Origin of the sequence: Polyangium fumosum, from assembly GCF_005144585.1 — a bacterium.
GTDB lineage: Bacteria > Myxococcota_A > Polyangia > Polyangiales > Polyangiaceae > Polyangium > Polyangium fumosum.
The window spans coordinates 122,106-148,022 of sequence record NZ_SSMQ01000023.1 but is presented as its reverse complement, the minus strand read 5'-3'; the positions used below and the strand labels follow the sequence as shown (position 1 = coordinate 148,022).

Below are 25,917 nucleotides of genomic sequence, written 5' to 3'. Positions count from 1 at the left end.
TTCGTGAAGGTTTCCGCAGTGCGTCAAGACACGCGCGCTCCGACCCGAACGGAGGAAACGCGCAGCTCATGTGTGCCGCTGTAGGTCCGTCATGCCGTCCGGGGGGAGCGGCCGGTCATTTCGCGGCCGCCTTCGCGGCTTGTTTTTGCCAGACCTCTTCGAGGCCGACGTCCAGGAAAACGTCGTAATCGAGCCCGGGGTACGCCTTCCGCATGCGCTCCTTGACCCGATCGATCGCCCCCGCCGGCGGAGGCATCGTGGGGTTTTCCTTCGCCACTTCGTCGAGCAGCCGCCGCAGATACCCCGTCTCCCAAGCGAGCAGATCCGCCCCGCCCGTCTTGCCCCGGCCCGGGTGAACGAACCGCGGGCTCTTCGCGGCGATCTCCGCGAGCCGCTCGATCCAGGCCTCCGTCTCGCCGATCTCGACCCAGGCGTGTGTCCCTTGCCCCACGAGATCCCCCACGAACACGTGCCCATCGTATTCGAGGACCACGTGCGCCTCGGAGCAACCCGGGCCGAGCACGTGCGCCTTCACCGTCACCCCGCCGGCCGAGAGCTCCTGCGTCGTGTCGCCGAAGCTCTCCGGCTTGGGGAGATCCTTCGGGTAATCGGGCGCGTACCGCGCCGCGAAGGCGCGCGTCCGGATCTCGTGCACGTGCGGGATCTTCGCGAGCACCTGCGCCGACGTGACCACCCGGATGCCCCGCGCCTGGAAGGTGGCCGTGCCATTGAATTTGTCCGGATTGGGGTGCAAGACGATCGCGAGCTCGACCTTCTTGCCCGTGACGGACTCGGCCTGCTGGAGGAGCTCCGCCGAGGCGGAGGGCAAAAACTGGGTATCGATGACGATGAGCCCCGTCGGGCCCTCGATCCAGAACGAGTTCGTCTCGAAGCCCCAGGGAATGGAGGTGTACACGCCGATGCGCGGATCGGCTTCGAGGCGCGCGGACGTGCCCGCCTTTCGGGATTTACCCGACGTGGCCACGTCCGGCGAAGGCGAAGCCGCTCCGCCGCAAGCCGACAGGGACGCGCCGAGGAGCACCACGCAAAGGAGGGGCGAGACAAAACGGGAGAGACCCATGCGTGCATGTATCCGAGATCGGAGGATGCCGTGCAAGACGGAACGTTTTTTCGGTGATCTCGCAATCGTATTCCCGTTGACCTCGCCGGCGCACGATCCTTTCATGACACCGGGGCAAACGGGGGGAGGTGGCTCATGGATGGGTCCGAGAGCGCTGCGCGAGCGGACGTGTCACGGCTCGAAGCGCGCGTCGCGGAGCTCGAGCGCGAGATCGCGGAGGGAAACGAGCGTGCGCGGATGCTCGCCGAGAGCGAGCAGCGTTTTCGCTGGATGGTCGATGGCAGCGACGACGGCGGCTGGGACTGGGATCTCCGAACGAACGAGGCTTTCATGAGCCCGACGTGGTTCGAGATGCTCGGCCTCGCGCCCGGCGAGATGCCCTGCAACGCCGAGACGTGGAGCTCGCTCATGCATCCCGACGACGCCGGGGAGGTGTGGAAGACGCTGCAAAGCTTCCTCGAAGGCCGCCTCCGGACCTACCACCTCGAGTATCGCATGCGGCACAAATCGAACGGCTGGGTCTGGGTCATGAGCCGCGCCAAGGTGTTCGTCCGCGACGCGGACGGCAAACCCATCCGCATGGCAGGCACGCTGCGCGACATCACCGAGCGCAAGCAAATGGAGGAGGAGCGCGCGCGCCTGTCGCAGTGCCTCATCGAGGCGCAACGCGCGACGCTGCTCGAGCTCTCCACGCCGCTCATCCCCATCGCGGAGGGCGTGGTCCTCCTGCCGCTCATCGGCGCCATGGATCCCGCGCGCGCCGAGCACCTGCTCTGCACGCTGCTCGCCGGCGTGGAGCAGCACGGCGCGACCACCGTGATCCTCGACGTGACCGGCGTGCGCGTCGTCGACGCCGCCGTGGCCGAGGCGCTCGTCCGCGCCTCCCGCGCGATCGGGCTCCTCGGCGCCAGGGCCGTGATCACCGGCATGCGGCCCGAGGTCGCGCGGACGCTCGTGGATCTCGGCGCTGATCTCGGCGCGATCGTGCTCCTCGGCAGCTTGCGCAGCGGCGTCGCATACGCGCTCGGCCGCGCCGCGCCGCGGGCGAGCGCGTCGTCCGGCGTTCACCGCCGTGTGAAGATCATGCCTTGAAATCGGCGCCCGAGAGGCCGTGCTTGCGGAGCAGATCGTGGAAGTCGGTGCGGTTGCGCCCCGCGAGCTTGGCCGCGGCGCTCACGTTGCCGCTGGCGCGGCGCAAGGCCTCGACCAGATAAGCGCGCTCGAACGAGTCCCGCGCGGCGCGCAGCGGCGGCAGCGGCGCCTCGGGATCGAGGTTCGCGAGCCCGGACGGCGGCTCCTCCTCGCTCGTCTCGGCCGACGTCTCCCCGGGGAGCGGCGCGGGCGCGCGGGCGGGCGTCGCCAGCGTCGCCAGGATGTGCTGCGGGCGAATGCGTTCTTCCTGGCAAAGCAGGATGGCGCCCTCCATGACGTTCGCGAGCTCGCGCACGTTGCCCGGCCAGGAATGGGCGAGCAGCACGCGCATCGCGTCGGGCGAGAGGTAGGGCTCGGGCAGGCCGTACCGCGCGGCTGCGCGGCGCAGGAAAAGCTCGGCGAGCAGCGGGATGTCGTCCGTGCGCTCGCGGAGCGGCGGCATGACGATCGGCACCACGTGCAGCCGGTAGAAGAGATCTTCCCGGAAGCGCCCGGCGGCGACCTCGGCGCGCAGATCGCGGTTCGTCGCGGCCACGATGCGCACGTCCGCGTCCTCCTCGGTCGCGGATCCGACCTTCGAAAAACGCTTCTCCTGGAGCACGCGCAGGAGCTTCACCTGCACCGGCGCCGGGGCCTCGCCGATCTCGTCGAGCAAGAGCGTTCCCCCGCGCGCCGCCGCGAAGAGGCCGTCCTTGTCGCGGCTCGCGCCCGTGAACGCGCCGCGCACGTGCCCGAAGAGCTCGCTCTCCAGGAGCTCCGCCGGCAGCGCCCCGCAGTTCACGGCGACGAACGGACGCGCCTTGCGCGCCGAGAGCGCGTGGAGCGACCGCGCCGCGAGCTCCTTGCCCGTACCGGACTCGCCGAGCAGCAGCACGGTCGCGTCCGCGGGCGCCACGCGGGCGATTCGCTCGCGCACGGCCGCGATGTTGTCGCTCGTGCCGAGCAGCCGGATGTCGCTCGACGTGTCCCCCACGATGCGCCGCAGGCCCGCCACCTCGCGCTTGAGCCGCCCGCTCTCGATGGCCTGCGCGAGCTTCTGCAGCAGCTCGTAGTCCTGGAACGGCTTCGTCAGGAATCCGTACGCGCCTCGCTGGATCGCGAGCACCGCGGTCTCGATCGTGCCGTGGGCCGTCAGGATGATGACCGGCAGATCGGGCGAGCGTTTTTGCACCTCGCTGAGCACCTCGATGCCGTCGGCGTCTTCGAGGCGCAGGTCGAGGATGATCGCGTCGATGTTCGCTTGCTCCAGCGCTTCGAGCCCGCCGCGGGCCGACAGCTCCGTGCTGACGCGGTAGCCGTGGTGCTCCAGGCGGTAGGCGAGCAGCTCGCAGAGGTGTGGCTCGTCGTCGATGACGAGGATGTGCGGGCGCGGGGTGGTGTCGAGCTCGTCCTTCCGCATGGGATTCCCCCTCGGGCGGGGTTTTATCACACGTGCGGGGGCAGGGCGCGCGACGTCGGATCGGCGTTTTCGAGGGGCAGCCACATGCGGAACACCGCGCCGCCCGCCGGGTCGTCCGCGGCCTCGATGTCGCCGCCGTGCGCCCGCGCGATTTCCCGTGCGAGCGCAAGTCCGAGCCCGATGCCCACCCGCTTCGGCGAGCTGTCCACGCTGTGCGTCACGAACGCGTCGAAGATGACCGAGCGGATCTCGGGCGGAATGCCCGGCCCTTGATCGGCGACGCTGATCTGTGCCCAGGTGCCGGCGGCCCCGCCGGGGCCTTCGGGTACGAGGTCCCGACGAACCCGCACGTGCTGGCCTTTCTTCGAAACGGCGACGGCGTTGCGCACGATGTTCGCGATGGCGCGCTCGACGAGCACCATGTCGAGCAGGGCCTTGGCCGCCTCGCCGGGCGTCTCGACGTCGACCAGGACGCCTCGCTCGCGGGCCTCGATGTCCTCGTCGCGCACCGCGGCCCAGAGGACCTCGTCGACGGAGGCGCCGGGCTTGCGTTGCAGGGGCGCGCCGGCGCGGAGCCGCGAGAGATCGAGCAGCGTGGTCACGGTGCGGATCTCGCGCTCGCAGGCCACCTGCGCGATTTCCACGATACGCGCTTGCCGCTCGTTCAGCTTGCCGCCCGCGCCGTCGGCGAGGAGCGCGAGCGCCTCGCGGATCTTCGTGAGCGGCGTGCGCATCTCGTGCGAGACGGACGCGAGGAACCCTTGTTTGAGGGATTCGAGCTCGGCGAGGCGGCGGCGCATGACCTCCATCTCCTCGGCGAGCTCGTACACCTCGAGCGGGCCCTTCGCCTCGACCGTGACGGTGAAGTCACCGCGCCCCACGCTGCGTATGCTCGACGAGAGCGAGGCGAGCGGCTGCGTCACCGTGCGGGCGAGCCGCTGCGCGAGCAAGACGGACGCGACGCACGCCACGAGCGCGAGCACGATGCCGCTCGACAGCGCCGACCCGGCGGCGCGGCCCGACTCCTCGTCCTTGCGGAGGAGCGCGGAGTGCAGCTCGAACATGCGCGAAATCCAGGCATCCGTGAGCTTCTCGTCGAGCCGCTCGCGCTCGAGCCGCGTGGTGGTCGTGAGCAGGTGGGCGCAGGTATCGCCGGTCGAGACGCGGGCGGCGAGCGCCTGGTAGCCGCGGACGGGCTCGAGCATGGACTCGCGCACGGGTTTGCCCGCGGCTTCGAGGACGGCGGCGAGCTCATCCAAGCGCTGCTGAATGACACGCGCGGCGTCCTCGGACGATCGCCCGTGCTCGCAGTCCACGGCGCCGTGCCGCACGGCGATCTCGACGGCCCACGCGGCGCGGTGAACGGCCTCTTCCGTGTTCAGCGACCCGAGCTCGGCGTCACGCACCTCTTTGAGGGACGAGCTGATCCGGGCGAGGGAGCCGAGCATGACGACGAGCGCGCAGACCATGAGTCCGACGGGGAGCGCGTGCGAGAGGACGAGCCGCGAGACGAGCCGCATCAATGAGCTCCGAAAGAGGACGAAAGCCGGGAATACGTGGATCGTGGATCGTGCCGGACATGAGCTGACACGGAGCTCGGCCCGGCGCCATTGTCGCTGATCCCCGACACTGTCGGTGAGGGCCGTCGATCCGGCGTCGGTGGGGCCCGACGAAGGACCCGGATCCCGCGCGGCGCCCCCCTTGTTCGTGCGGGATCCGTCGCTGGCACGTTCCGTGAAAAAGCGCTGGTGGCTCCGCGGAGTGGATTATCCATCGAACACCACACGAAGGGATGTTGATGTCCGTCGCGCTTCATACGCCTCCCACGATTTTCTCGATGCGCCACGCGCCGAGCTGGCTTCTGCTCGCGCTCGCCGCGGGGAGCGTCAATGCGGGCGCGTTTCTGGCCTGCCAGCGGTTCGTCACGCATATCACGGGGCTGACCACCCAGCTCGGCATCGACGCCGGGTTGTGGGGGCTCATGGCCGAATATGGCCTCGTGGTGCTCTGCTTCATCGTGGGCGCCATGTCGTCGGTGATCGTGCTCCAGAGGCGCCACCAGCGTGGCAAGCAGCCGCTCCATGCCGCGCCGCTGATCTTCGTGTCGTTGATGCTCGGGGGCGTCGCGATCGCGGGCCATGTGGGGCTTTTCGGGCCTTTCGGCGCCTCCGTCGAGCAGCCGAAGGACTTCGTGCTTCTGTCGCTCCTGAGCTTCGCCATGGGGCTGCAGAACGCGACCGTCTCCACAGCCACGGGGCTCGCCGTCCGCACGACCCACATGACGGGGCCGGCGACCGAGCTCGGCGTCCAGCTCGCGAGCTCGTTCTTCTCGCGCGGCGAGGCCCGTCGCATGGCGCTGCAGGGCGCGATGTTGCGCGGCGGAAAGATCATCGCCTTCGCGTCGGGCGCGGCCTTGATGGTGCCGGCCGTGCGTGTCGGCGGGTATCTCGCGTTCCTGGCGCCAGGCGCGTTCATCCTCACGGCGACCGTGCTGAGCTTCATTCCCGGCCTCAGCGTCGAGCCTCCCTCCACGCGGCAGCCGACGCTCAGCCGAGGCCACCGCATCGCTTAGAAACGACCATCGATTGATGACGGCCCACGACATGACGAACGAGGATGCCATGACGACGTTGCCGAATGTCCAGACGCGGGGCGATTTGACGCTTGCGCGTCCGGAGCGAGCGGTGAAGAGCGAGAAGGCGGCCACGCTCGCGAATGCCGAGCTCGTGGTGGCGCGCGCCCAGGGCGTTTACTCCCAGACCATCCAGCAATCGCGCCTCCTCTCGGCCGTGTGCTTCTTCGCCGCGACGGGGCTTGCCGTGTGGAACATCTCGACGACCTTCATGATCGTCTTCCTCGCGCTCGCCGTGCTCGTGTCCGTCACGAGCCGGATCCTCGCGCTGCGCGCGTTCCGCCAGGAGATCGAACGCACGGGGCGCGCGCAGGGTTTGGCGGAGGATGCCGCGCAAAGCGTGGCGGCTGCGAAGACCGCGGCGTTCCGCGCGCGCGCCGCGCGTGGCGACGCGGACGCGTTCGACGTCTGATCCGCTCGGAGCGCCCCGCCCGCCTGCGCGCTCCTTTCGCGCCGCGCGGTCCTGACCGTTCCCGCGGGTTTCGCCCTACATGCAGGGCGGGGCTTCGTGACCAAACACGAGCGAGCGGAGAGGAGGGCGTGGGAAGGCGAGATGTTCCGGCTCTTCGCCGAGAACGTCCTCGATTACGCCCTTTTCATCACCGACCCGGACGGCGTCGTCCTGAGCTGGAGCAAGGGCGCGGAGCGGCTCCTCGGGTATCGCGAGGACGAGGTCCTCGGCCAGTCCTCCGACCTCTTCTTCACGCCGGAGGACGTGCGGAGCGGCAAACCGCAGCACGAGCGCGACGAGGCCCTGGCGAGCGGGCGCGGGGACGACGATCGCTGGCACGTCCGCAAGGACGGCACGCGCTTCTGGTCGGCCGGCGTCGCCACGCCCCTCCGGGACGAGGCTGGGCTCCTCCGCGGCTTCGCCCAGATCATGCGGGACCGCTCCGACATCAAGCAGGTCGAGGAGGCGGAGCACGACCGCGAGCGGCAGCTCCACCTCCTCACGGACCGCATCCCCGTCCTGATCGCCCATTGCGACGCCGACCGCCGTTACAAGTACGTCAACAAGCCCTACGCCGCCCGCTTCGGCCGCCGGCAGAGCGAATTCGTCGGCCGACAGATCCGCGACATGCTCGGCGAGCTCGCGTATGCGGCCATCGAGCCGCACGTTTCTGCTGCCATTCGCGGCGAGCGTGTCGAGTTCGAGATCGAAATCCCTTATGAGGACCTGGGCCCGCAGGTCATGCGGTGCGCGTACGATCCCGAGCTCGACGATGAGGGCCGGATCACGGGCTTCGTGGCGACCATCGTCAACGTGACCGAGTCCAGACAGGCCACGAAGGCGCTGCGCGAGACCGAGGAGCGGCTCCGGACCCTCAGCGACAACCTGCCGCGGGGCGCGATCTACCAGCTCCTCGCCGACGCCCAGGGGCACCGGCGATTTCTTTATGTCAGCGCCGGCGTCGAGCCGCTCCTCGGCTTCACGCCTGCCGAGATTCTCGCGAACGCCTCCGTCCTTTATGGCCTCGTGCACGTGGACGACCGCGCTCGCGTGGCCGCGCAGGAGATCGCCGCCGTCCGTGGCCTCGCCCCGTTCGATTGTGAATATCGATTGTGGACGCGCTGGGGCAGCCTCGTGTGGATTCATTGCCGCTCGGGCCTCCGCCGCCTGTCTTCGGGCCAGACCATGTGGGAGGGCATTTTCATGGACGTGACGGCCCGCAAGGAGGCCGAACAGGCGCTCCGCGAGGCCGACCGCCACAAAGACGAGTTTTTGGCCATGCTCGCCCACGAGCTGCGCAATCCCCTGGCGCCGATCCGCAGCGCCGCGCAGATCCTGCGGATCGTCGGGATGGCCGATCCGCGGGTCGAGCGCTCCACGGCGATGATCGAGCGCCAGGCCTGACGCTCGTGAAAAACATCGCCGGAATGCACGGCGGCACGGTCGAGGCCCGCAGCGAGGGGCGAGGGAAGGGGAGCGAATTCATCGTCCGCCTGCCGGCCTTGCCGGTGACGGACCTGCCGTCGGGCCCGAGGCCTCCGGCGGGGGGCTGCCCCGCGGGGCCGCGCCGCATTTTGGTCGTGGACGACCATACCGACGTCGCGGAGAGCCTCTCGATGCTCCTGCGAATCGCGGGGCACGAGGTCCACACGGCCCTCGATGGCTGCGCCGCGCTGGAAGCCGCGCGCACCTTCCGGCCCGAGGTCGTCTTGCTCGACATTGGTTTGCCCGGGATGAACGGATACGAGGTCGCCTCCGCGCTCCGGCGTGACCCCGCGCAGGCCGAGACCATTCTCATCGCGCTGACTGGCTACGGCCACGAGGAGGATCGCAGGCGCGCGAGGGAGGCTGGTTTTACCGCGCACCTGGTGAAGCCCGTCGACCTCGCCACGCTGGAGCGGGTCCTCGGGTCGATCGACACATCCCCCGCGCGTGCCTCCTAAAAGGCTAGGCGGGACGTATCTTTCGAGCTACCTTGGTTCGGCCCACGATGAAGCTCGACTTCGATGCGATGAGCCTGACGGAAATCATCCGGCTCCAGACCCAGCTCTCGCAGGTCCTCACGCGGCGCTTCGAGAAGCCGCTCGCCCTCGGCTTCACCGACATCGTCGGCTCGACGGCCTATTTCGCGCGTTTCGGGGACAAGGCAGGCCGGGCGCTGCAGCAGCTCCATCACGATCTCCTGGGCGAGTCGATCCACGGGTTCGGCGGGCGTATCGTCGACGTCGCGGGCGACGGCGCGTTCACCTGTTTTCCCGACGTCGAAAAGGCCGTCTCCGGGCTCGTCACGTTCCTCGAGCGCGCCTCGCAGGAAAACGGGACCCGGTCGCGGGATCATCAGCTCGTGGTGCGGCTCGGCGTGCACGCCGGGCCTGTGCTGACCGACGGCGTCATCGTATCGGGCGACTCCGTGAACCTGTGCGCGCGTATCGCCTCGACGGCGGAGCCCGGCGAGCTGCGCCTCTCGGCGGCGGCCCTGCGCGAGTCGCCGCCCGGCATGCGCGTGCGCGCCTGGCCCGTTCCCCCCGTGGTCGTCCGGGGGCACGCCGAGGCGCTCGTGCTCTTTCGCTTCGATTGGCGCGACGAACACCGCTTGCCCGGCAGCGTCGTCCTCCGCGAAACCGGCGACACCTTCGTTTTGCCGCGGCAGGACATCATCAGCTTCGGCCGGCTCCGCGGGGAGGAGGGGACGCGGGCGAATGACGTGGTCCTCGCGCTGCAAGACAAGCAGCTCGAACAGCTCGTGAGCCGTTTTCATTTCGAGCTCCGGCGCAAACCCGAGGGGTATGTGCTGCGCCCTGTCTCGCGCCAGCCGACGGAGGTGGACGGGCGGATGGTCGCGCCGGACCAAGAAGCGCCGATCCGGCCCGGCTCCGTCGTGCGGCTCTCGAAGGCCGTGACCCTCGAATTCAAAGCCCGCCCGGAGGCGAGCCTGGGGAACGCCTCCCCGACGATCGAGCCGAAGTCGAGCTGAAGGGGAGGGCCCGCCGTGGCGTTCGTCGCAGCCGACAACTTGAGGAAACCCCGACGCGACCTCGGCCCTGCGCTGGGGTGAGGGCATGGACATCGGGCACCTCGTCGACTCGTATCACCGCGACGGCTACCTCGTGCTGCGTGGTGTTGCGGGGCTGAAGGCGCGCGCAGGCGGCGGCGGACGAGGCCATGCCCCTCGATCCGCACGCGCGCTCAGCCAAACGTCGCCTCCGGATCGATTCCATCCGCTTTCAGGAGCGCCTCCTCCGCGCGCTCCGCCTGGGTCCCTTTCGGATGCGTATACCAGCCCTTGGGATCCGCCGTCTCGGGATTGTCGCGGACCTTCAGGATCGTGAACATCCCGCCCATGTCGATCGACCCGAAGGGCCCGGGCCCGCCGCCCATGGGGATCGAGTTCTTCGGCACCGGCATGCCCATCTCGGCCATGTCGCCCATGCCGCTTTGTCCCATCGTCATGTACCTCGGCACGAGGCTCTGCACCCGCGGGTCGATCTTCCGCGCATTCGCGCCGACCATGACGGGCATCCCGTGGCCCATCTGGTTCATCACGTGGTGGGTCATGTGGCAATGAAACGCCCAGTCGCCGAGCTCGTCGGGGACGAACTCGATGACGCGCGTGCTGCCGACGGGCACGAGGACCGTGGTCTCGGGGTGCCGCGCGGCCGCCGGGATCTCGCCGCCGTCGGTCCACGTGGTCTCGAAGGTCAGGCCGTGGAAATGGATCGGGTGGTGATCCATCGCCGAGAGATTGCCGAAGCGGATGCGCACGCGCTCGCCGCGGCCCACGACGAGCGGCTCCGTCCCGGGGAACGCCTTCGAGTTGAAGGTCAGCACGTTGAAATCGGTCATCTCGTTCGGATCGGGCCGGCGTGAGCCCGGCGTGATCTTCCATTCGTGTGTCATGAGCACAAAATCCCGATCGACCGCCGGTCCCTTCGGCCGCTTCGGGTGCACCACGATCATCCCCATCATCCCGAGCGCCATCTGCGTCATCTCGTCGAAATGGGGGTGATACATGTACGTCCCCGCGTGCCGGAACGTGAACTCGTAGACGAACGTCTCGCCGGGCTTGATGGGGCGCTGGTTGAGGCCGGACACGCCGTCCATCCCGTTCGGCAGAATCACGCCGTGCCAGTGCACCGTGGTCGGCTCGGGGAGCTTGTTCGTCACGTAGATCCGCACGCGATCGCCCTCGACGACCTCGATCGTGGGCCCCGGCGTCCGGCCATTGTAGCCCCAGCAATCGCCCTCCAGTCCCGGCGCGAACGTGTGCTTCACGGGCATCGCGACGAGGTGACCGATCTTCAAGCCGTCCTTTTCTTTGAGCGGGAGCGTCACGCCGTTCGGCGTGGTGACGGCGACCTGTCCGCCCGGGAACACGGCGCGCTTCGGCGCGGGGCGCGCAGGCGCGGCGCCGGGCTTTGCGTTTTGGCCGAACGCTTGCGAGGCGAGCAAGGCGCCCCCGGCGGCGACCCCGAATTGAACGAATTTGCGGCGATCCATGGTGTCTCTTCCTTGCCGTCAGTGCCCGGCCGCGGCGCTGTCGCCGCCCGTGGGGAGGTTGTTTCGCGCCGCGCCGGCGGGGCCGAGCGCGAGGCCGCGGTGGCGGCCGGCGAGGATCTGATCGAGCGCGGCGCGCGCATTCCAATAATCGAGGAGCGTCTCGACGTAGGTGAGGCCGGTTTGCGTGACCTGCCGCTGGCTGTCGAGGACCTGAAAGACGCTGACCTGCATCGCGTTGTACTGGAGCACCGTCTCCGCGAGGGCTTTTTCCCGCGCGGGCAGGACGACCTCGCGGTAATGGCGTGCGCGCCGCCCCGTGGACTCGACGCGGTTCAGGGCGGTCCGCACGGTCGCGCGGAGCGCCGTGGCGGTCGCCAGGTATCGCTCGCGCTGCGCGCCGAACTCCGAGCGCGCGCTGAGGACCGTGCCCTGGTTGCGATCGAAAATCGGTAACCCCACGGTGACGTGGCCGCCGATCTCCCACACGGAAGCATCCCGCTCGCCGTGGAAGCCGCCCGAGATATGCGGGAGGTTGCCCTCGGTCCGCGCGAGCCCGGCGCGCTTCGAGGCGGCGCGCATGCGCGCGTCGAGCTCTTGTAACTCGAAGCTCGACGCGACGGCGCGCTCCTCGACCCGCTCGAACACGAGCGCCTCGGCCGGCGGATCCGGGAGCCTCGCTTCGATGCTCCACTGGGTCTGCTCGCCGGAGAGCCCCAGCGCCACATGCAGGGTTTCCCGCGCATCGAGCAGCCGGTTCTCCGCCTCCGCGACGTCGACGCGCGCCGCCTCCACCGCGGCCCGCTGATTGGCGAGATCCACCTCGGGGAGATTGCCGACGTGATGCAGCTCCTCGGCGGCGGCAAACCCTGCCTGAAACGCCTTGAGCGCGCGGACGCGGAGATCAAGCTCCTGCTGGCGCGCCTGCACGGCGTAAAACGCGGTCCGGGCCGCGTACGACATCTCGAGGACCTGCCCTGCGACGCGGAGCCGCTCGGCGGCGAGCTCGGCTTCGGCGACGCCCTTGCGGAGCGGGAGGATCAAGAGCCCGCTGAGGTTGTATTCGATGCCGATGTCGAGCTGGAGCGGCTGCGTGGGATCGTCCGGGCGCCGGACGCTGAGATCGATTTCGGGGTTCGGCGGCAGGCCGGCCTGCACGAAGCGGCCGCGGGCGATGCCGATCTCGTAAAACGCCGCGCGCAGCTCGCGGTTCTGCGCGAGCGCGATCCGCACGGCCCCGTCGGCGTCGAGCGGTTTTCCGAGGAGCTTCGGCACCTCGGCGGCGGTTTTCTCCCAGTCTTCGTCCTCGCCGGGCACGGAGACGGCGAGATCCCGCCGGTTTCGAGCCGCGAAAAGGTCGTTCACCTCGCCCACGTGCTGGGGGAGCGACGCGCTCGCGCAGCCGGCGGACAGGCCCAGGGCGAGCGCCAGCGCGGAGAACGAAAAGAAAGGCCTCGTCGTCATGGCAGGTTCACCCGGTCAATGGTTGTGGCCGTTGTGGCCGCCGTGGTCCCCGTGGCCGCCGTGATGCCCGTGGTCGTGGCCGCCGTGGTTTCCGTGGTCGTGGCCGCCCTTGTCCTCCGCGGCGCCCTGGGCGTCGGGAAGGACGCAGGGTTTTCCGGGCACGCAGACGCCGGCCTCCAGCGGATCCGAGGCCACGAGGACGGCCGCGACGGGGGGACGGGGCGCCGGGGGCGCCGCGGGAGATGCGGGAGAAGTGGGCTGGTAGGCCGAAGGGACCTCCGGCCCGCTGCAAGCGGACGCGAAGAGCAGGACGAGCAGGCCCAGCGTGGTCTTCATGCGGTGACTCCGAGCTCCTTTCCGTGCGATCTCGCAGGGGTGCGGGGCCCCGATCCATCACGCGGCCGCCGCAGGGTCGCAACCCTCGCCCCTGCTGACGCAGACCGGGCCCGAGGATTACACGGGGGTCATGGCAGGGGAGCGCCGGGCTCGGCGGAGGGCGCTGCGCACGAGGAGGGTCATCGCGACCTCGGTGCGGCCGACGACGAAAGCTAGAACAGTCCGGCTCTCTGGCACGTCGCCGATGCGCGCGTAGAGCGGAGCTTTTTACGGCCGAATCCCGAGGAGCGCGAGCGCCTCCGACCAGAGGGGCCAGAGGTGGCGGTAGCAGTGGGTCGCGATCATGACCCCGCCCGTCTCCAGGCGGCGGACATGATAAGGGGCGTGTCGCTCCATGAAGCACCGATGCGCGTAGGTATCGACGTTGACGACGACCTTCTGCTCGGTCTTTTTCGTCGCTTCCAGGGCCTCCAGGGCGCGGCGCTCCGCCTCCACCCATGGTTCATCCGGTACGGCGGCGGCGGCTTCGAGCGCCTGTAACAATACCTCCGGCGGGGTCTGGAGGATGGCGAGGACTTGCTCGCGGGAGAGTTCCTCGTCTTCCGGCAATCGTGCGCGGGGGACGCGGCGGATGGCTCCGGCGTGCAGGCCGCGGGTTTCTTCGTGATCGGAGGCATCGGAGTCCTCCCCCAGGTGGTCGATGAGGAGTTTCGTCGTCGGTGCCAGGCCGATCGTGGTCCGCTTTGGCGCGGCCTCCACCCGCGCCGCGAGCGCGTCGAGGGAGAGGCCCGCAATGTATTCGACCCGATCGCCCTCGTGGAGGTAAAGCCAAGAGAGCGCCACGTCCCGCGCCACGTGGAGGTCGACGTTGTACGTCGCCGACAGCTCGAGCGGCGCGTTCCACCAGAAACCCTCCATCCTGCGGTCCTTGTCCCGCACGGTGACGCCGCCGGCCTTGACGCGCCCGCTCGCGTCGGGCGCGCAAAACCGGCGGAGGATGTTCTCGATGTCCTGCTGAGCGAACCGCGCGAGCATCGCCGCCCCGACGGGGACCGACAACGCCTCGTGCGACGCGGCGACCTCCACTTCGGTCAGAAACATGTAAGTGCGACCGTAGTTGACCGTGAGCGGCTGGACGGCGAACTCCTCGCTGCCATACCTTGCCGCCTGGCAAAGAACCGACAGATTGGCGAACCAATCCTGGCCGGGCATGTGGACGGTCACGTGCGCCGTCGCCTCCGATGTCGGCGTGAGATGCGCACGGATCAGTTTGATCATCTCTTCTAGCGAAATGGGGTCGCGGTAGATCTCCTCCTCCACCCCTAGCGTCGATATGTGGATGTTTTGTGTTTGCCACGTGTGTACGTAGCTCGGTGGCCGCGTGTGCAGGGCGGACAGCGCAGCTACATAGGCATCGATTTTGTTTGCCTCGTCGGCATAGGCATAGACATCGGGTTCGGAAACTACGCTCATGGTTCGAGGCTCCTTGCGTGGAGGCAGGCCGCCCATACCACGCTCGACGTCGTGGGCAAACGTCTTTCTGAAACCGGGCGCCCCTCGGCTCGGTCACAGCTCCAACACGTGAACGACGAGGTCGGGCCTCGCGGACATTGCCACGAACTTTTGGGTTTTGAAGTTGAACAGCTTCCCGTCCTTCGGGATGTAGTCGTTCTTGTACCTCGCGCCCTTGGGTGCGATGATCTGCACCCTCTCCACGAGACCGTCGAGGTTTTTACCCTTGAGCGTCGTCACGGCGCTGTTGAGCTGCTTGAGCACCTTCGTCACATCGACGCTGCCCGAGGTGACGGCCTTGACCTCGCTGAGGACGAGCCCGTCGGTTTTCGAGATCGTGGCGAAGTCCGGTACCGGCGAGGTTTTCGCGATCCCGAGCGCGTCCCGCACGCTGCCCCCCACGCCGAGCACCTTGTGCCCCTTGTCCTTCATCAAGTGGAGGATCGCCTTCCGCTCGAATTCGTTCGCGAAGTCCGTGATGAGCTCGACGCTCCCGTGTTGTACCCCGAGCCCCTTCCATTTCGTGATAAAGCGGTTTTGGAGCGCCAAGCCGAGGTCGTCCCCCAGGTTCACGACCTGCTGCGCGACCTCCTTGGCCCCCGGGTTCACCCCCGCGTTTTTCACGCCCTTCATGGGCACGATGACGCTGCCGATCCCGAACCCGATCGCCGAGAAGACGCGCTCTCCCGTCGTGAGGTCCTTCCCCCCGGGCAAACACAAGAGCTTCCCCGTCACCGCCTCGCAGAGATCGAGCGCCGGCCCCGCATACGGCACGAATCCGATCGCAATCCGCGATGACGCATGCACCAGCGTCTGCATGACCTCCGCATACGCAGCCGCCCCATCCCCGACCGTCGACATCGCCCCCGCGAAGGCCCGCACCATCTCCATGAAGGAGCCCTTCTCCGGCCCGAGCGCGATCGCCTCCCACACGTTGAGGCTCTCCTTCATTTGCTCCGCGAGATCGGCGAAAGCATTCTTCAGGACCCCATCCACCTGCGCCCGGACATCCGGCGGGATCGGCGAATCCAGAAACCAATCCGACGCATCCATGTACTGCCGCACGAAATCCGTGACGCGGATCTGGGCCTGCAAGAATGCGCTCGTCTCCGCCTGCGAAACACTCACCCGCGCGGCCAGCGCCTTCTCGATCGCCGCCGTGTTCGACCGCCACGCCCGCACGTTCGTCACGAAGTCCCCGCGCAGGACCACCTTGCCGCCCTGTACATCCTGCGACAGCGCTTCGATCACGGCGTCCGCATACGCCGCATAAGGATCCTTCCCCGGCTCGAACGCCCCCGCCGCGCCCGAGACATCGGGCACCTCCACCCACGGCACCTCCGACGACGTCAGCGAATACTCCCACGGATCGTCCGGCGAAAACCCGGCCGCCCGCGCCTCCCCCGTCACGAGATCCGCCACCGCGTCCGCCTGCGCGCCGAAATGATCGAGCAAGTTCGCGAGCTCGTCCTTCAAATCCTGAACGCTCTTCTTCAGATCCGCGAGGAGCTGCGAAAGCGCGGCCCGCGTGGCCTCGTCGACCACGTCTCCATACCGCTCCAGAATCGCATCGAGGTCCACCTCGCTGATCTCGTCGAGCGGTCGCGACACGAGGTCGTGCAGCTCCGTGTCGAGCTGCTGGAGCAGATCGAGCCTCTCCGCGAGGTTCGCGGCCTTCGACGCGTTCTCCCTCCGCGCCGCGCAACGCGGCATCATGCAAAACGGCAGCCCCTTTCACATCACCCGCCGCGAGCTTCGCCGCCGCAGCGTCGAGCAGCGCGCCGCCCACGCCTTGCGCGTTCATCGTCGCGATCCCTGTCTTGACGAGCCCCGGCAACGTGGTCGCGCGGTATGTCATCGCCGCCTTGAAATGCGGGCGCATCGCCGCGCAGCCGGCCTCGCGCCACGACGACGAGGGCAACTCGCAGAGCGGGCGCATCTGCAAGAAGGCCGTCACTTCGCCATATCGCTTCGCGAGGTACGGGATCGACAGCTTCAGCCCGAGCGGCGGCGCCTTCTCAAATGCGAGCACCTGCGCCTCTGCGCTCTCCTGGAAGGTCGCCTCCGCCTTCGCAATCTTCGCCTCCGCGACCGTGTCCCGCACGGCTTGGCTCTCGTCGAGCAACACGAGCGCCTGCCTGCGCATCGTGATCCCGAAAAGGAGCGAAAGCGCCGCCCGATCACTTCGGCGCACGCGCCGCTCGACGTACCCGAGCATCGCGTGGATCGAGCGCTGCGCGCTCGCGGTCATGTCCGGATTCGCCGCGCCGTGCGTGACCATGAAATCAGCGTGCGGCGCGAGAGCGTCTCCTGCGATGTGACCTCGAATTGGACCGTCTCCGCAGAGAGCTTCATCGCGCGCAGCACCATCTCCTGCGGCCCTGCGCTCGCGTCATGCGCAGCTTCGAGGATCACCGTCTCGATCCCGTCGAGCTCGAGGACCGTGGCCATCGACGCCTTCGCCACGAGCTTGATATACGTATCCAGCTCCGCGGACTCCGTCTCCCGATACGCCACGAAATCCGCCGCGAGGTCCGCATAAGCAGCCGAGAGCGGCCCGACATCCTGCGTCACTCGATCGAGGATGCCCTGCACGGCGCCCATGGAAATCGTCTCCACGGCGATCTCCGCGACGAGCGGATCCTTATCGCTCATCGCCTTCTCCGCGAGCGCCGCCTCGAAGCCTCCCACGGCGTCGATCGGCTCTTGTTCCAGCAGTTCCTTTTGCTGGATACGAGCCGACCCGAGCAGGTGCCGGAGCCGGCCCGCCATGCTCGCCTTGTAGGGCTCCGCGCTCCGCTGCTCGTCGCGTACATACCCGAGGGCTCGCTCCATATCCACGAGCCACCGCTCCATGTCGCCCGGGCTCGTCACGAGCGCGTCGAGCGTCATCCCTCCGGCCGCTCGGCCTACATTTGCATGGGGAGCGATCCGTGCGCCGCCGCTTGGTTCCACGCGCTCGCGGGCCCCTCGCCTGACGAGACGCAAAACTCACTGCCTTCCACAGGCGCCGCACAAATGCGGCCCTGCGCTTCATCCTCCCCGAACGACCACAAACACCCAGGCAACACGACGCCCGGCGCCGCGACGACGAGCGCCGCGACGAGAAGATCCCCTCGTCTCATTGGAAAACCCCTCCTGCGATGAGGTGAGTTCAATGATTCAGGAGGACGAACGGGTCGGGCAAGACAAAAGACAGTGGTGCGGACGTTGTCTGTCCGGGATCGAGACCGCGGTCGTGCAGCGGAGCGCCGGGCTCGGCGGGAGGGGGAGGAGCGGGCTACGGGCGGGGAGGGGGGTCCTCTGGAGGAAGACCGTGCTCCTGCTGGACTTTGCGGATCTGCTCTGCTTGGGGCAGTTGAAGGCGCTCGGCGTCCGCGTATGAGAGGCGGAGGAGCCGGGCGGCTTCCTCGCGGTCTCCGGGGGCGTTGCGGGCGAGGAGGGTCATTGCAACCTTGGTGCGGCTGATAACGAGACCTTGCACCTCGCCGATGCGCGCGTAGAGAGGGAGTTCTTCGTCTCGTCGGATGCGCAGGGCTTCGTCGAGCTGACCGCGAGCAAGATGAATGTCGGCGATTTCATCAAGAGCGACTGCCCGCCCTTGCGGTATGTCGAGCGCCTCGAAGTCCTCGAGGGCTCCTTGCAGGTGCACAAGCGCCTCTTCCAGGGCGCCCATGGCATGGAGTGCTTTTCCCAGCCTCAAACGGCTTACTGCCATGCTCAACCGATGGCCCGCGGACGTGGACAGCGCGAGAGCTTCCCTCGACACACGTACGCTTTCCTCCTGCAGGCCGATCAACTGGAGCACGTGCGCCCGGATCTGCAACGCCTTGATCACCCCAGTCGTGTATCCGACGCCTCGCGCGCCGTTCCGCTGCCTCCGCAGCGCTCATCGCCTCTTCGAATGCATGCGCTCGAAGGAACGCCGTTGCAACGTTCAGCCACGCATCCGCCAGCGCCCCCGGCGCCACCTCCCCCGATGCCTCGATCTCTCGTAGACGCAGCGCTTCCGCCGCCGCTTCCGCTTCCGCCGCCGCTTCCGCTTCCGCCGCCGCTTCCGCTTCCGCCGCCGCTTCCGCTTCCGCTTCCGTGCCCGCCTCCGCCTCCACGACCGTCGTCCCCGCCCGGACATCCCACAAATCATCCGCCCCGCGCGCGAAGTCGCCCGCCCTCGCCTCCGGCAACACGAGCACGAGCGGCCCCGCAATCAGCCGCCCGAGCACGTCGCGCGCCATGTTGAGCGATCGCAGCGCCTCTCCGCCTTTCTCGTCGAGCAAGACCTCGGCATAAGGCACCACCGCCCCCGCCAGCGGCTTCGTCCGGTCCGACGCCAGGAGAAACGCGTCCACGGCCTCCGCGGCCTCCGCGCCCCACGGAAAAAACGTCAAGGGCGGGAGCCCCTCCTGGCCACTCCATTCCAGGAGCCGCCACAACACCTCCGCCCGCGCCGCATCCGACGCCAGCACCACGAACAACCCAAACGAGCTCGCCCGCCGCAGCCCCCGGCGGAGCACGCCGAGGCCGTGCTCCGATTCCTCCGTGAGCCACGCGAGCGGCCCTGGGCGGGTCAGGGGTGCTCGCGGAACTTCCGGCATGTCTCGACCAGCGGATGCACGCCCCACCAGGGCTCCGGATCCCCGTTTTGGTATTCCAGCACGAAGAGGTGCCGCAAGAGGTCGCGCTTCACGTCTTCCTTGCAATCGTCCGGGAATCGATTCGTCCGCGCCACGTGCTTCAGGACGGGCACGTAGGGCTCGGGCAACGCGCGCTCGAAATCGGCCTGCACGCCCGCCATCGAGCGGTTCACCGAGGCCGCCGTCACCGGGGGATCGTCGTGCTCGTTCACCGCGTCGAGCACGATGCGAAGCGCGTGCCGGATGCATCCGCCCGAGGCCCGCGCGATCCGCAGCGCCGCCTGGTCGCCTTCCTCGAACAGGAGATCGAATCGCACCCGGCGTTGCAAGAGCTCCACCATCGCCCGCAGGCCGAGGGGGTTGTCACCTCCCCCCAGGGCCACCCGCTTGCCGACCTCGATCATCGGCAGCACGACGACCTTGCCCCCGTACAGCCCGATGAGGCCCGCCCCGGCCGCCGCATAACAGAGATAAAGCGGCACCGTCAGCACGAGGTGCGCGTCGAGCCCCTTCAGCGCGACGAGGCGGTCGAGGGAAAGCCGCTCCACGCCCGCGCGCTGGCCCTCGGAGAGCTTTTCGAGGTTGTCGATGAGGACCACGAGCGGCTCCGACGTGTCGAACGGCGGCGTCTCGCGGATGGTCTGGAACGCCTGGTTCAAGCCCTCGATGAGCGCGGGGACGACGGACGCGAGGGACGCGCGCACCACCTGCTTTTGCTCGATGCCCTGGACGCGGATGTAATCGAGCACCTTCTGGATCGCCTGGGGAATGCCGCTCGGCAGGTTCTTGACGACCGTCCCGAGGCTATCGCCGATCTGCTTCTTCCAGAGCGGCACGAGCACCTTCGCGGCCGCCGCGGGGTGCTCGTTGTACACGAGGCCCCATAACGCGAGCAGGATGTCTTCGAGGTCGACGCTCGTGCGGTCGAGCATGTGGTCGGCGTCGAGGAAGAGGGTCGCGACGGGCGAGCCGCCGCCCTCCGCAGACGCGAGGCGCCGCTGCATGCGGAGCAGCTCGGTCGTCTTGCCGCTGCCGAGATGGCCGCTCAGGAGGTGCAACGTGGGGATGCCGCCCGCCCGCCGGATGCTCCGCGCGACGAGCGCCAGGCGGTCGCCGCCGCGGACGTTCTGGAGGTCCTGGCGAAGATCCTCGTCCTCCTTCGGATGCAGCGGCGTGAACGGGTCGCAGAGCCGCACGGCATCGTCGAGCGTCTTGGCCGGGTGCTCGAAGGCGCGCGACGAGACGGCGAGGCTGCGCGAAGGCTCCGGAGGGCTCACGGCGCGGAGCCTACCATGTCCCTCTACGCATGCCTGTGTTCTCGTGCGCAGGTTTTTGGCGCGCGAGGGTGTTCGAACGTTCCAAGGGGGGCGGGAGAACGTGACGCGCGGGTCTCCAAACGTTCGGAGACCCGCGCGCGACGGTGACGCGAGGGGGATCAAACGCTTGGCGAGGCAGAAGCGAGCGTGACGCGTGGGTGTTTCGAACGTTTGGAGACCCGCGCGCGACGGTGACGCGAGGGAGTCCGAACGTTCGAACCGGCACGCGCAAGCGTGACGCGAGGGTGTTCGAACGTTTTGGAGACCCGCGCGCGACGGTGACGCGAGGGGCCTAGGACGTTTGGAGACGCGAAGACAAGGCCGGCGGCATCCGCGCGCTGCCACCGCGGCCCTCAAGGGCATTCGAACGCGTGCGTCGCGCCGGCCACGTCGTCCGTGAAGAGCCGTATCTGCGCCTGAACGGGCCCTTTCTCCGCGGCCGGCGCCTTGCAGCAGACCGTCGCCGAGACCTCGTCCTCGGCGCTGACCCGGAGCCCCTTTGCGCCTTCGGGCAACCGAACCTTCGTGAGGGCCGGGCTCGTCAAAAGCCACACGGGCTCGCCCCGGTCGAGCTCGGCGCAACGCAGGGTCAGCGTCACGCAACGGTTGCCGCCGTCCTTGGCCGCCGCCGCGCTCGTGCTCGCACACGGTGGCTTCAGGTGAACCGGCGGATGCTTGATGAAATCGGGCTGCGGCTCCGCGTCGTTCGCCGCCGGGGCCTTTTCGTGGTTCCCCGGCGCCGACGTCCCCTGCGGCGCCGCCGAGGCGACCGGCTTTGGCCCCGGCTCCGGGGCCCCCTCGTCGCGACGTGAACAGCCCGTGATCCCAAGCACGAGCACGAGCGCGGCGAACGCATAACGATCCACCTTGAAAGTCCGAGATCGATCAAGCACGGCGCCCCTCGTAGAACAAGAGGCGGGAGGCGTCCATGCGACATCGTGACGCACCATCGCCCTACGCCCGTCATGCTAGTCCTCGGCCTCCGTTATCGAAGGAGACCATGAAAATGAAGAACAAGGTTCTCGGCTCGCTGGCCATGGCGGGCGTGCTCGCCGCGAGCGCCTCGGCGCAGGCCCATATCGCCGCGGTGGCCCCGACGGCCATCGCCGGAAAGACCCTCCTCGTCGAGCTCGGCGTCGGCCACGGCTGCGAGGGGGCGGACACCTATGCGATCACCGTCGACATCCCCAAAGGTATGACCTCCGTGCGCCCCATGGAGAGTGATTTCGGCAAGACCTCGCTCACCTATGACGCCGTCGACACCGCGCTCGTGACGAGCGTGACGTGGCAGAAGGACGAAGCGGACGCCCTCCCCAAGGACACGAACTATTACAAGATCGCCTTCCGCGCGAAGCTGCCCGCCGCGCCGTTCACCTCGATCTATTACAAGATTCATCAGGTCTGCCGCGCCGCCGACGCGACCCTCTCGTACGCCGAATGGGTCGCCCTGCCCGGCGAGATGGGCGAGCCCGCCGCCGCGCAAGCCCTCGTCCCGGATCACCTCCCGGGCTGGAACAAGTTCACCGTGCCCGCCGACATCCCCGACTTGAGCATCTATTTCAAGGATGCGCTCATCGTCTGGCGTGGCTCCGATGCCTACAGCTTCAATGACGCCACCGTCGAGCTCATCAAGGGCACGCAAGGCGTCAACCTGCTGTCCGCGGACGGCGTGAAGGCGAATGACGAAATCTGGGTTCGTTACTAGCCGGAAGGGGGCCGTGATGAAACATTGGCTCTTTCTGGCCACCGCGGTGGCCTGTCTGTGGGGCTGCTCCGACGAGCCCGCGCAGAATACGAGCACCTCCTCTTCGAGTGGCACCGGCGGCAGCTCGTCCTCCTCCGGCTCCTCCAGCGGGAGCGGAGGCGCGGGCGGCGGCGAGCCCACCGCGCTCGTCTCGTGTCTCGACGAGGTGGATGCATTGCCGAGGCCGCCGAGCGGGAAGCTTCCCTGCGAGTACATTCCGCCGGGTCTCGCGCTTCCTCAATGACAGGGTCTGCCGCGCGCCATGCGACAATCCGCCGCATGGCCGAGCGGCGCGCCGTCGGTGATACTCCCGCGCATGCGCGCCCGAGAAACGGCTTTCTCCTTTTTTTCTCTCCTCATGGTGTCCGCCCTCGGTTGCTCGTCGGGCGGCCCTCCTTCGGGTGAGGACCCCCAGGGCGCGTCCTCGACGGGGCAAGCGCCGGACGCCGGCGTCGACCTGGGACCCAACGAGCTTCCCTGCGACGTGCGTGAGGTCCTCGAAGAAATCTGCGTGAGCTGCCACGCGTCCCCTGTCGCGGCCGGGGCGCCCATGCCCCTCGTCACGCGGCACGATTTCCTCGCGCTCGCGGGCGACACTGGCAAGACCGTCGGGGAACGGAGCCTTGAACGAATGCATTTGCCAGCAGCGCCGATGCCGCCCTTGTCGGAACCCCCCGCGTCGACGAAGCAGGTGGAAGTCTTCGAGCAATGGGTGGCCGCGGGCATGCCGGCGGGGTCGTGCGGGGCCATTCCCGACAAGCCGGCGGAGACCACGTGCGCGAGCGGCAAGACCTGGGATCCGGCCGCAACGTCGACGGCCCAGATGAACCCGGGCCTCGCGTGCCGCGCATGTCACAAGACCCAGGCCTCGGATTTCAATTATTTCTTCATGGGCACGGTCTTTCCCGCGTTCCACGAGAAGGATCTTTGCCTGAGCCCGCCGCCGCCCGGCGCGAAGGTGGAGATCCTCGACACGACGGGCAAGGTGACGATGACGCTCCTGCCGAACGCCGCCGGCAACTTCATGTCGAGCGCGGTCGTGGCAGGCGTGCCGGTCCCGTATTCGGCGCGGCTCGTCGCGAATGGAGTCACGCGCTCCATGACCGGGCCGCAGACCGACGGCGATTGCAACAAGTGCCATACCGAGCAGGGCACCGAGGGGGCTCCGGGTCGATTGGTGTGGCCCCGCGTGTACGACGCGCCCCCGATGCCGCAGCCTCCCGTGCTCGATCAGGTCATCCCGATGGGAGACGCGCTCCACGTCACGTGGACCGCGGCGGGATGCGACAAGATCCTCCTTTACCGCAACGAGAACGGCGGGGCCTTCTCGCTCGTTTACACGCTCGGAGGCAGCACGATCGAGCAACACGACGACGGCGCTTATTCGTCGGTGACGGTCTACTGCTATCGCGCGCAATGCAAGGCAGGCGGGGTGGACAGCGTGGACTCGAACGAGGTCTGCGGGAGTCCCTGAGCCTTCGCGCAGGCCGCCGCGCCGGGGCGCCGCCCCGGACCCCGCGGGGGCTGTTCGCCCCTCGACCCGAACCAGGCGCGGCCTGGACCGAAGGTGGAAGAACTGCGCGATGCGCAGTTCTTCCAACGGGCCGGTGGCAAGACCAGGGGGTCGTTCAATCGGAAATCAAAATCTGCTCGCTCACGGAGCCCACCTCGCCCGTCACCGGGTCCGTGGACTGCCACGAGAGCACCGCCGAGCTCACGCGCGCGAGCGAGGAGCGCTGGATCCCCGTCACGCGGAACGGCCCGGTCAGGCCGTTCATCTGCGCCGGCCCGAGCGGGCCCACCGTCACCCGCGCGAGCGTCCCCGCAGGGGTCACGCCGGAGAGGATCAAGCTCATGTCCGTGAGCTCCCGGCCATAACGAGAATCAAGCTCCACCACGAGCCAGGCCGGGTCGTGGACAGAGCCAAAGTGAATCACACACGAGCCGCAAGGCGGGCTGTCGGGTTGCGGACGCACCCACGGAGGGATGGCGAGGCTCGGAACCTGCTCGCTCGGCGCCGGGTCGTCGCTCGGCGGAGGCGCCACGAACGCGGGCGCGTCCTCGAACGCCGCGTCGAGGAGCGCGAGCCCACCCGGGAACAAAGGCGGGTTCTGGTCGAATCGCGGCGGGATGGGCGCGCAGGCGAGGCCGGGCGGACACGCGGCGTTGTTCCCGAGCGAGCAGACTGCCGCGATCGCGGCGCAGAGCGAGGGGCGTTTCACCTCCGCCGGCGAGGGCACGTCCGCGACGAGGTTGGTTCGTTCGCCCGATGCGTATACGAGCTCCAGGAGCTCCCCCGCGGAGAGGCTCGGCCGGTAGGCCCACGCCGCCGCGGCAATCGCCGACACCGCCGCCGCGCCGAGCGAAGTGCCCGTGCGCGGCGCGGGGAAGGGCCGCGACGGCCCCGCGGCGACGCCCTGGAGCGCGAGCGCGGCGAGGGGCGGCATGCCCTCCGGCCTCGTCCGTGCAATGGGTCGATCCGCATACTCCAGCCCGCCGACGGCATGCACCAGCGGAGGCTCGCGGCCCGGCGGAAACAGGGGCAGGCCACCGGCGAAGGCATTCGTGTACCCCGTTCCTTCGAGGGACGTGCAGGTCCCGGAGGTCGGCCCGGCATCGACCGTCCAGGCGGCTGGACAGACCAATCCGTGGGGAGGGCTCGGGCCGCCCCTGTCGTTGCCCGCGGCGGCGATGACGGCCGCGCCATGGCAATGGGCGTGGACCAGGGCATCGTAGACCGACGCCGAGACCGCATTCGACGCGGGATTGCTGTCGCAGCCGAGCGCGGGCTCCCAGCCGACGCTGAGGTTGACGACGAGGCGCGGATGATCGACGCCGGCGCCGAGGAGGAGGTGATCGGCGCGGTCTTTTTTCCACCGCTCGACGGCCATGACGATCGCGCGGGCCAGGTCGAGCCGGGTGCCGACCAGGCCCCCCTTCGTGAAGTCCGCCTTCTCGGCGTCGATCCGCGGGAGGGCGAGCTCGGTCGTGACGCGCGCCGCGCAAGGGCCGCCCGCGGGGCAGGCGAGGTCTTTCGCGAGCCAGCCGAGCAGATAACCATGGTCGAGCGTGCCGAGCGGGAGGGTCCCCGCCGTGTCGTCGGGCGAGGAGTCGGCCAGCGCGATGCGCACTTCGGCCGGCCGCTTGCTCCCGAACGTGAGCGGACCGAAGCTGCCCATCCGCGACATGTATTCGGCGTGCAGCCATTCGCGTGACGCGTCGGAGAAACCGTCCGCGAGCGGCCCGACCACGACACAATCCTCCGCCAGGCCGAGGACACCCGCGCCCGCGAGCTGGACGCCGAGGTTGTTCACGTCCGCCGCCGCAGGCAGCCCGGGCGCGGTCCATGAATAGAGGCAATAATCCGCGAGGTACGGCGGCAAGGGCGGGCTGCCCGCGGGGACGCCAAAGGCCGGCCCGCCGACCCAGCCCGGGGGTGGCATTGGGCACGCGCCGGTCGTGGACAGGCCCACCCAGCGCAGGCCCGCGCATCCCGCCGTGGGCGTCGACGTCCCGCCCGCCATGGGCGAGAGCCCTGGGGACACGTCGTGCAGCGGTGGGGGCTCCGGAGAGCAGCTCGTCGAAAGAACGAGAGCGGTCGCGAAAGACGCGAAGGCCGAGAGGACGCCGGGCCCTCGGCCCGGGCGGAGAAGCGTGCGTCGGGAGACCATAAGCATGGGGATGCGCTTCGGGCGCATCCTG

Annotated in this window: 24 protein-coding genes and 1 pseudogene; 10 read left to right on the top strand and 15 right to left on the bottom strand. The window is 68.8% G+C overall.

The genetic code is table 11. The features are described 5' to 3' along the window. Positions 1-115: 115 nt before the first annotated feature. Positions 116-1,081 carry an MBL fold metallo-hydrolase gene (locus E8A74_RS22690; RefSeq protein ID WP_136931139.1) on the bottom strand — a complete coding sequence of 322 codons (966 nt, stop codon included), beginning with the start codon at positions 1,079-1,081 and terminating at the stop codon, positions 116-118. 135 nt (positions 1,082-1,216) lie between these two features. On the opposite strand from E8A74_RS22690, the gene E8A74_RS22685 reads away from it, so the two are divergent. Further along, entirely contained in the window at positions 1,217-2,173 is a 957-nt protein-coding gene (locus tag E8A74_RS22685) for a PAS domain-containing protein (protein WP_136931138.1), read from the top strand. Here the strand turns inward: E8A74_RS22685 and E8A74_RS22680 are convergent. Further along, positions 2,163-3,632 carry a sigma-54-dependent transcriptional regulator gene (locus tag E8A74_RS22680; protein ID WP_136931137.1) on the bottom strand — a complete coding sequence of 490 codons (1,470 nt, stop codon included), beginning with the start codon at positions 3,630-3,632 and terminating at the stop codon, positions 2,163-2,165. The two genes, E8A74_RS22685 and E8A74_RS22680, sit on opposite strands and share 11 nt — an antisense overlap. Before the next feature lie 26 nt (positions 3,633-3,658). Next, the gene (locus tag E8A74_RS22675; protein ID WP_136931136.1) at positions 3,659-5,152 is read right to left on the bottom strand and encodes a HAMP domain-containing sensor histidine kinase; all 1,494 of its coding nucleotides are present in this window, start codon (positions 5,150-5,152) and stop codon (positions 3,659-3,661) included. Between the two features lie 278 nt (positions 5,153-5,430). Between E8A74_RS22675 and E8A74_RS22670 the strand changes: the two genes are divergently transcribed. From E8A74_RS22670 to E8A74_RS22650, 5 genes are all read left to right on the top strand, one after another. Then, positions 5,431-6,204 carry a YoaK family protein gene (locus E8A74_RS22670; protein ID WP_170229297.1) on the top strand — a complete coding sequence of 258 codons (774 nt, stop codon included), beginning with the start codon at positions 5,431-5,433 and terminating at the stop codon, positions 6,202-6,204. Positions 6,205-6,235: 31 nt separating this feature from the next. After that, on the top strand, positions 6,236-6,676 hold the full coding sequence (locus E8A74_RS22665) for a hypothetical protein (RefSeq protein WP_136931134.1): 441 nt from the start codon (positions 6,236-6,238) through the stop codon (positions 6,674-6,676). A gap of 141 nt (positions 6,677-6,817) precedes the next feature. Then, positions 6,818-8,119, top strand: a complete 1,302-nt coding sequence (locus tag E8A74_RS22660; protein ID WP_136931133.1) for a PAS domain-containing protein — start codon at positions 6,818-6,820, stop codon at positions 8,117-8,119. Positions 8,120-8,124: 5 nt separating this feature from the next. Beyond that, complete coding sequence (locus tag E8A74_RS22655; protein WP_136931132.1) at positions 8,125-8,658, top strand: response regulator; 534 nt, start codon at positions 8,125-8,127, stop codon at positions 8,656-8,658. Positions 8,659-8,705: 47 nt separating this feature from the next. Further along, positions 8,706-9,689, top strand: a complete 984-nt coding sequence (locus E8A74_RS22650) for an adenylate/guanylate cyclase domain-containing protein (RefSeq protein WP_136931131.1) — start codon at positions 8,706-8,708, stop codon at positions 9,687-9,689. 5 nt (positions 9,690-9,694) lie between these two features. Here the strand turns inward: E8A74_RS22650 and E8A74_RS56045 are convergent. The 6 genes and pseudogenes from E8A74_RS56045 to E8A74_RS22620 form a co-directional block, all read right to left on the bottom strand. Next, a pseudogene (locus tag E8A74_RS56045) lies at positions 9,695-9,895 on the bottom strand (twin-arginine translocation signal domain-containing protein); the annotation flags it as partial. Positions 9,896-9,901: 6 nt separating this feature from the next. After that, positions 9,902-11,212: a multicopper oxidase family protein gene (locus E8A74_RS22640; RefSeq protein WP_136931129.1), complete on the bottom strand. Its 1,311-nt coding sequence runs from the start codon at positions 11,210-11,212 to the stop codon at positions 9,902-9,904. Positions 11,213-11,230: 18 nt separating this feature from the next. After that, on the bottom strand, positions 11,231-12,673 hold the full coding sequence (locus E8A74_RS22635) for a TolC family protein (protein ID WP_136931128.1): 1,443 nt from the start codon (positions 12,671-12,673) through the stop codon (positions 11,231-11,233). Between the two features lie 15 nt (positions 12,674-12,688). Further along, a complete protein-coding gene (locus tag E8A74_RS54045) occupies positions 12,689-13,009 on the bottom strand; it encodes a hypothetical protein (protein WP_211365426.1) in 321 nt (106 codons plus the stop codon). Positions 13,010-13,276: 267 nt separating this feature from the next. Then, complete coding sequence (locus tag E8A74_RS22625; protein WP_136931127.1) at positions 13,277-14,518, bottom strand: hypothetical protein; 1,242 nt, start codon at positions 14,516-14,518, stop codon at positions 13,277-13,279. 57 nt (positions 14,519-14,575) lie between these two features. After that, the gene (locus E8A74_RS22620) at positions 14,576-16,237 is read right to left on the bottom strand and encodes a hypothetical protein (RefSeq protein ID WP_232379698.1); all 1,662 of its coding nucleotides are present in this window, start codon (positions 16,235-16,237) and stop codon (positions 14,576-14,578) included. A gap of 104 nt (positions 16,238-16,341) precedes the next feature. On the opposite strand from E8A74_RS22620, the gene E8A74_RS22615 reads away from it, so the two are divergent. Continuing rightward, the gene (locus E8A74_RS22615; protein ID WP_136931126.1) at positions 16,342-16,842 is read left to right on the top strand and encodes a hypothetical protein; all 501 of its coding nucleotides are present in this window, start codon (positions 16,342-16,344) and stop codon (positions 16,840-16,842) included. Here the strand turns inward: E8A74_RS22615 and E8A74_RS22610 are convergent. The 5 genes from E8A74_RS22610 to E8A74_RS22590 form a co-directional block, all read right to left on the bottom strand. Next, positions 16,769-17,413, bottom strand: a complete 645-nt coding sequence (locus E8A74_RS22610; RefSeq protein ID WP_136931125.1) for a hypothetical protein — start codon at positions 17,411-17,413, stop codon at positions 16,769-16,771. The two genes, E8A74_RS22615 and E8A74_RS22610, sit on opposite strands and share 74 nt — an antisense overlap. Before the next feature lie 17 nt (positions 17,414-17,430). Further along, the gene (locus E8A74_RS22605) at positions 17,431-17,646 is read right to left on the bottom strand and encodes a hypothetical protein (protein WP_136931124.1); all 216 of its coding nucleotides are present in this window, start codon (positions 17,644-17,646) and stop codon (positions 17,431-17,433) included. A gap of 155 nt (positions 17,647-17,801) precedes the next feature. Beyond that, a complete protein-coding gene (locus E8A74_RS22600; RefSeq protein WP_136931123.1) occupies positions 17,802-18,359 on the bottom strand; it encodes a hypothetical protein in 558 nt (185 codons plus the stop codon). A 729-nt stretch (positions 18,360-19,088) separates the two neighbouring features. After that, positions 19,089-20,432 carry a hypothetical protein gene (locus E8A74_RS22595; RefSeq protein ID WP_136931122.1) on the bottom strand — a complete coding sequence of 448 codons (1,344 nt, stop codon included), beginning with the start codon at positions 20,430-20,432 and terminating at the stop codon, positions 19,089-19,091. A 392-nt stretch (positions 20,433-20,824) separates the two neighbouring features. Next, positions 20,825-21,364: a hypothetical protein gene (locus E8A74_RS22590; RefSeq protein ID WP_136931121.1), complete on the bottom strand. Its 540-nt coding sequence runs from the start codon at positions 21,362-21,364 to the stop codon at positions 20,825-20,827. 113 nt (positions 21,365-21,477) lie between these two features. Here E8A74_RS22590 and E8A74_RS22585 point away from each other — a divergent pair, with 113 nt between their 5' ends. The 3 genes from E8A74_RS22585 (at position 21,478) to E8A74_RS22575 (ending at position 23,689) form a co-directional block, all read left to right on the top strand. Beyond that, positions 21,478-22,176, top strand: a complete 699-nt coding sequence (locus tag E8A74_RS22585) for a DUF1775 domain-containing protein (RefSeq protein ID WP_170229296.1) — start codon at positions 21,478-21,480, stop codon at positions 22,174-22,176. A gap of 16 nt (positions 22,177-22,192) precedes the next feature. After that, positions 22,193-22,459 (top strand): hypothetical protein, encoded by a 267-nt coding sequence (locus tag E8A74_RS22580; protein WP_136931119.1) that lies wholly within the window; start codon positions 22,193-22,195, stop codon positions 22,457-22,459. Between the two features lie 114 nt (positions 22,460-22,573). Continuing rightward, positions 22,574-23,689 carry a hypothetical protein gene (locus E8A74_RS22575; RefSeq protein ID WP_170229295.1) on the top strand — a complete coding sequence of 372 codons (1,116 nt, stop codon included), beginning with the start codon at positions 22,574-22,576 and terminating at the stop codon, positions 23,687-23,689. Between the two features lie 154 nt (positions 23,690-23,843). Here the strand turns inward: E8A74_RS22575 and E8A74_RS22570 are convergent, their stop codons facing one another. Then, a complete protein-coding gene (locus E8A74_RS22570) occupies positions 23,844-25,739 on the bottom strand; it encodes a S8/S53 family peptidase (RefSeq protein ID WP_136931117.1) in 1,896 nt (631 codons plus the stop codon). Positions 25,740-25,917 lie beyond the last annotated feature (178 nt).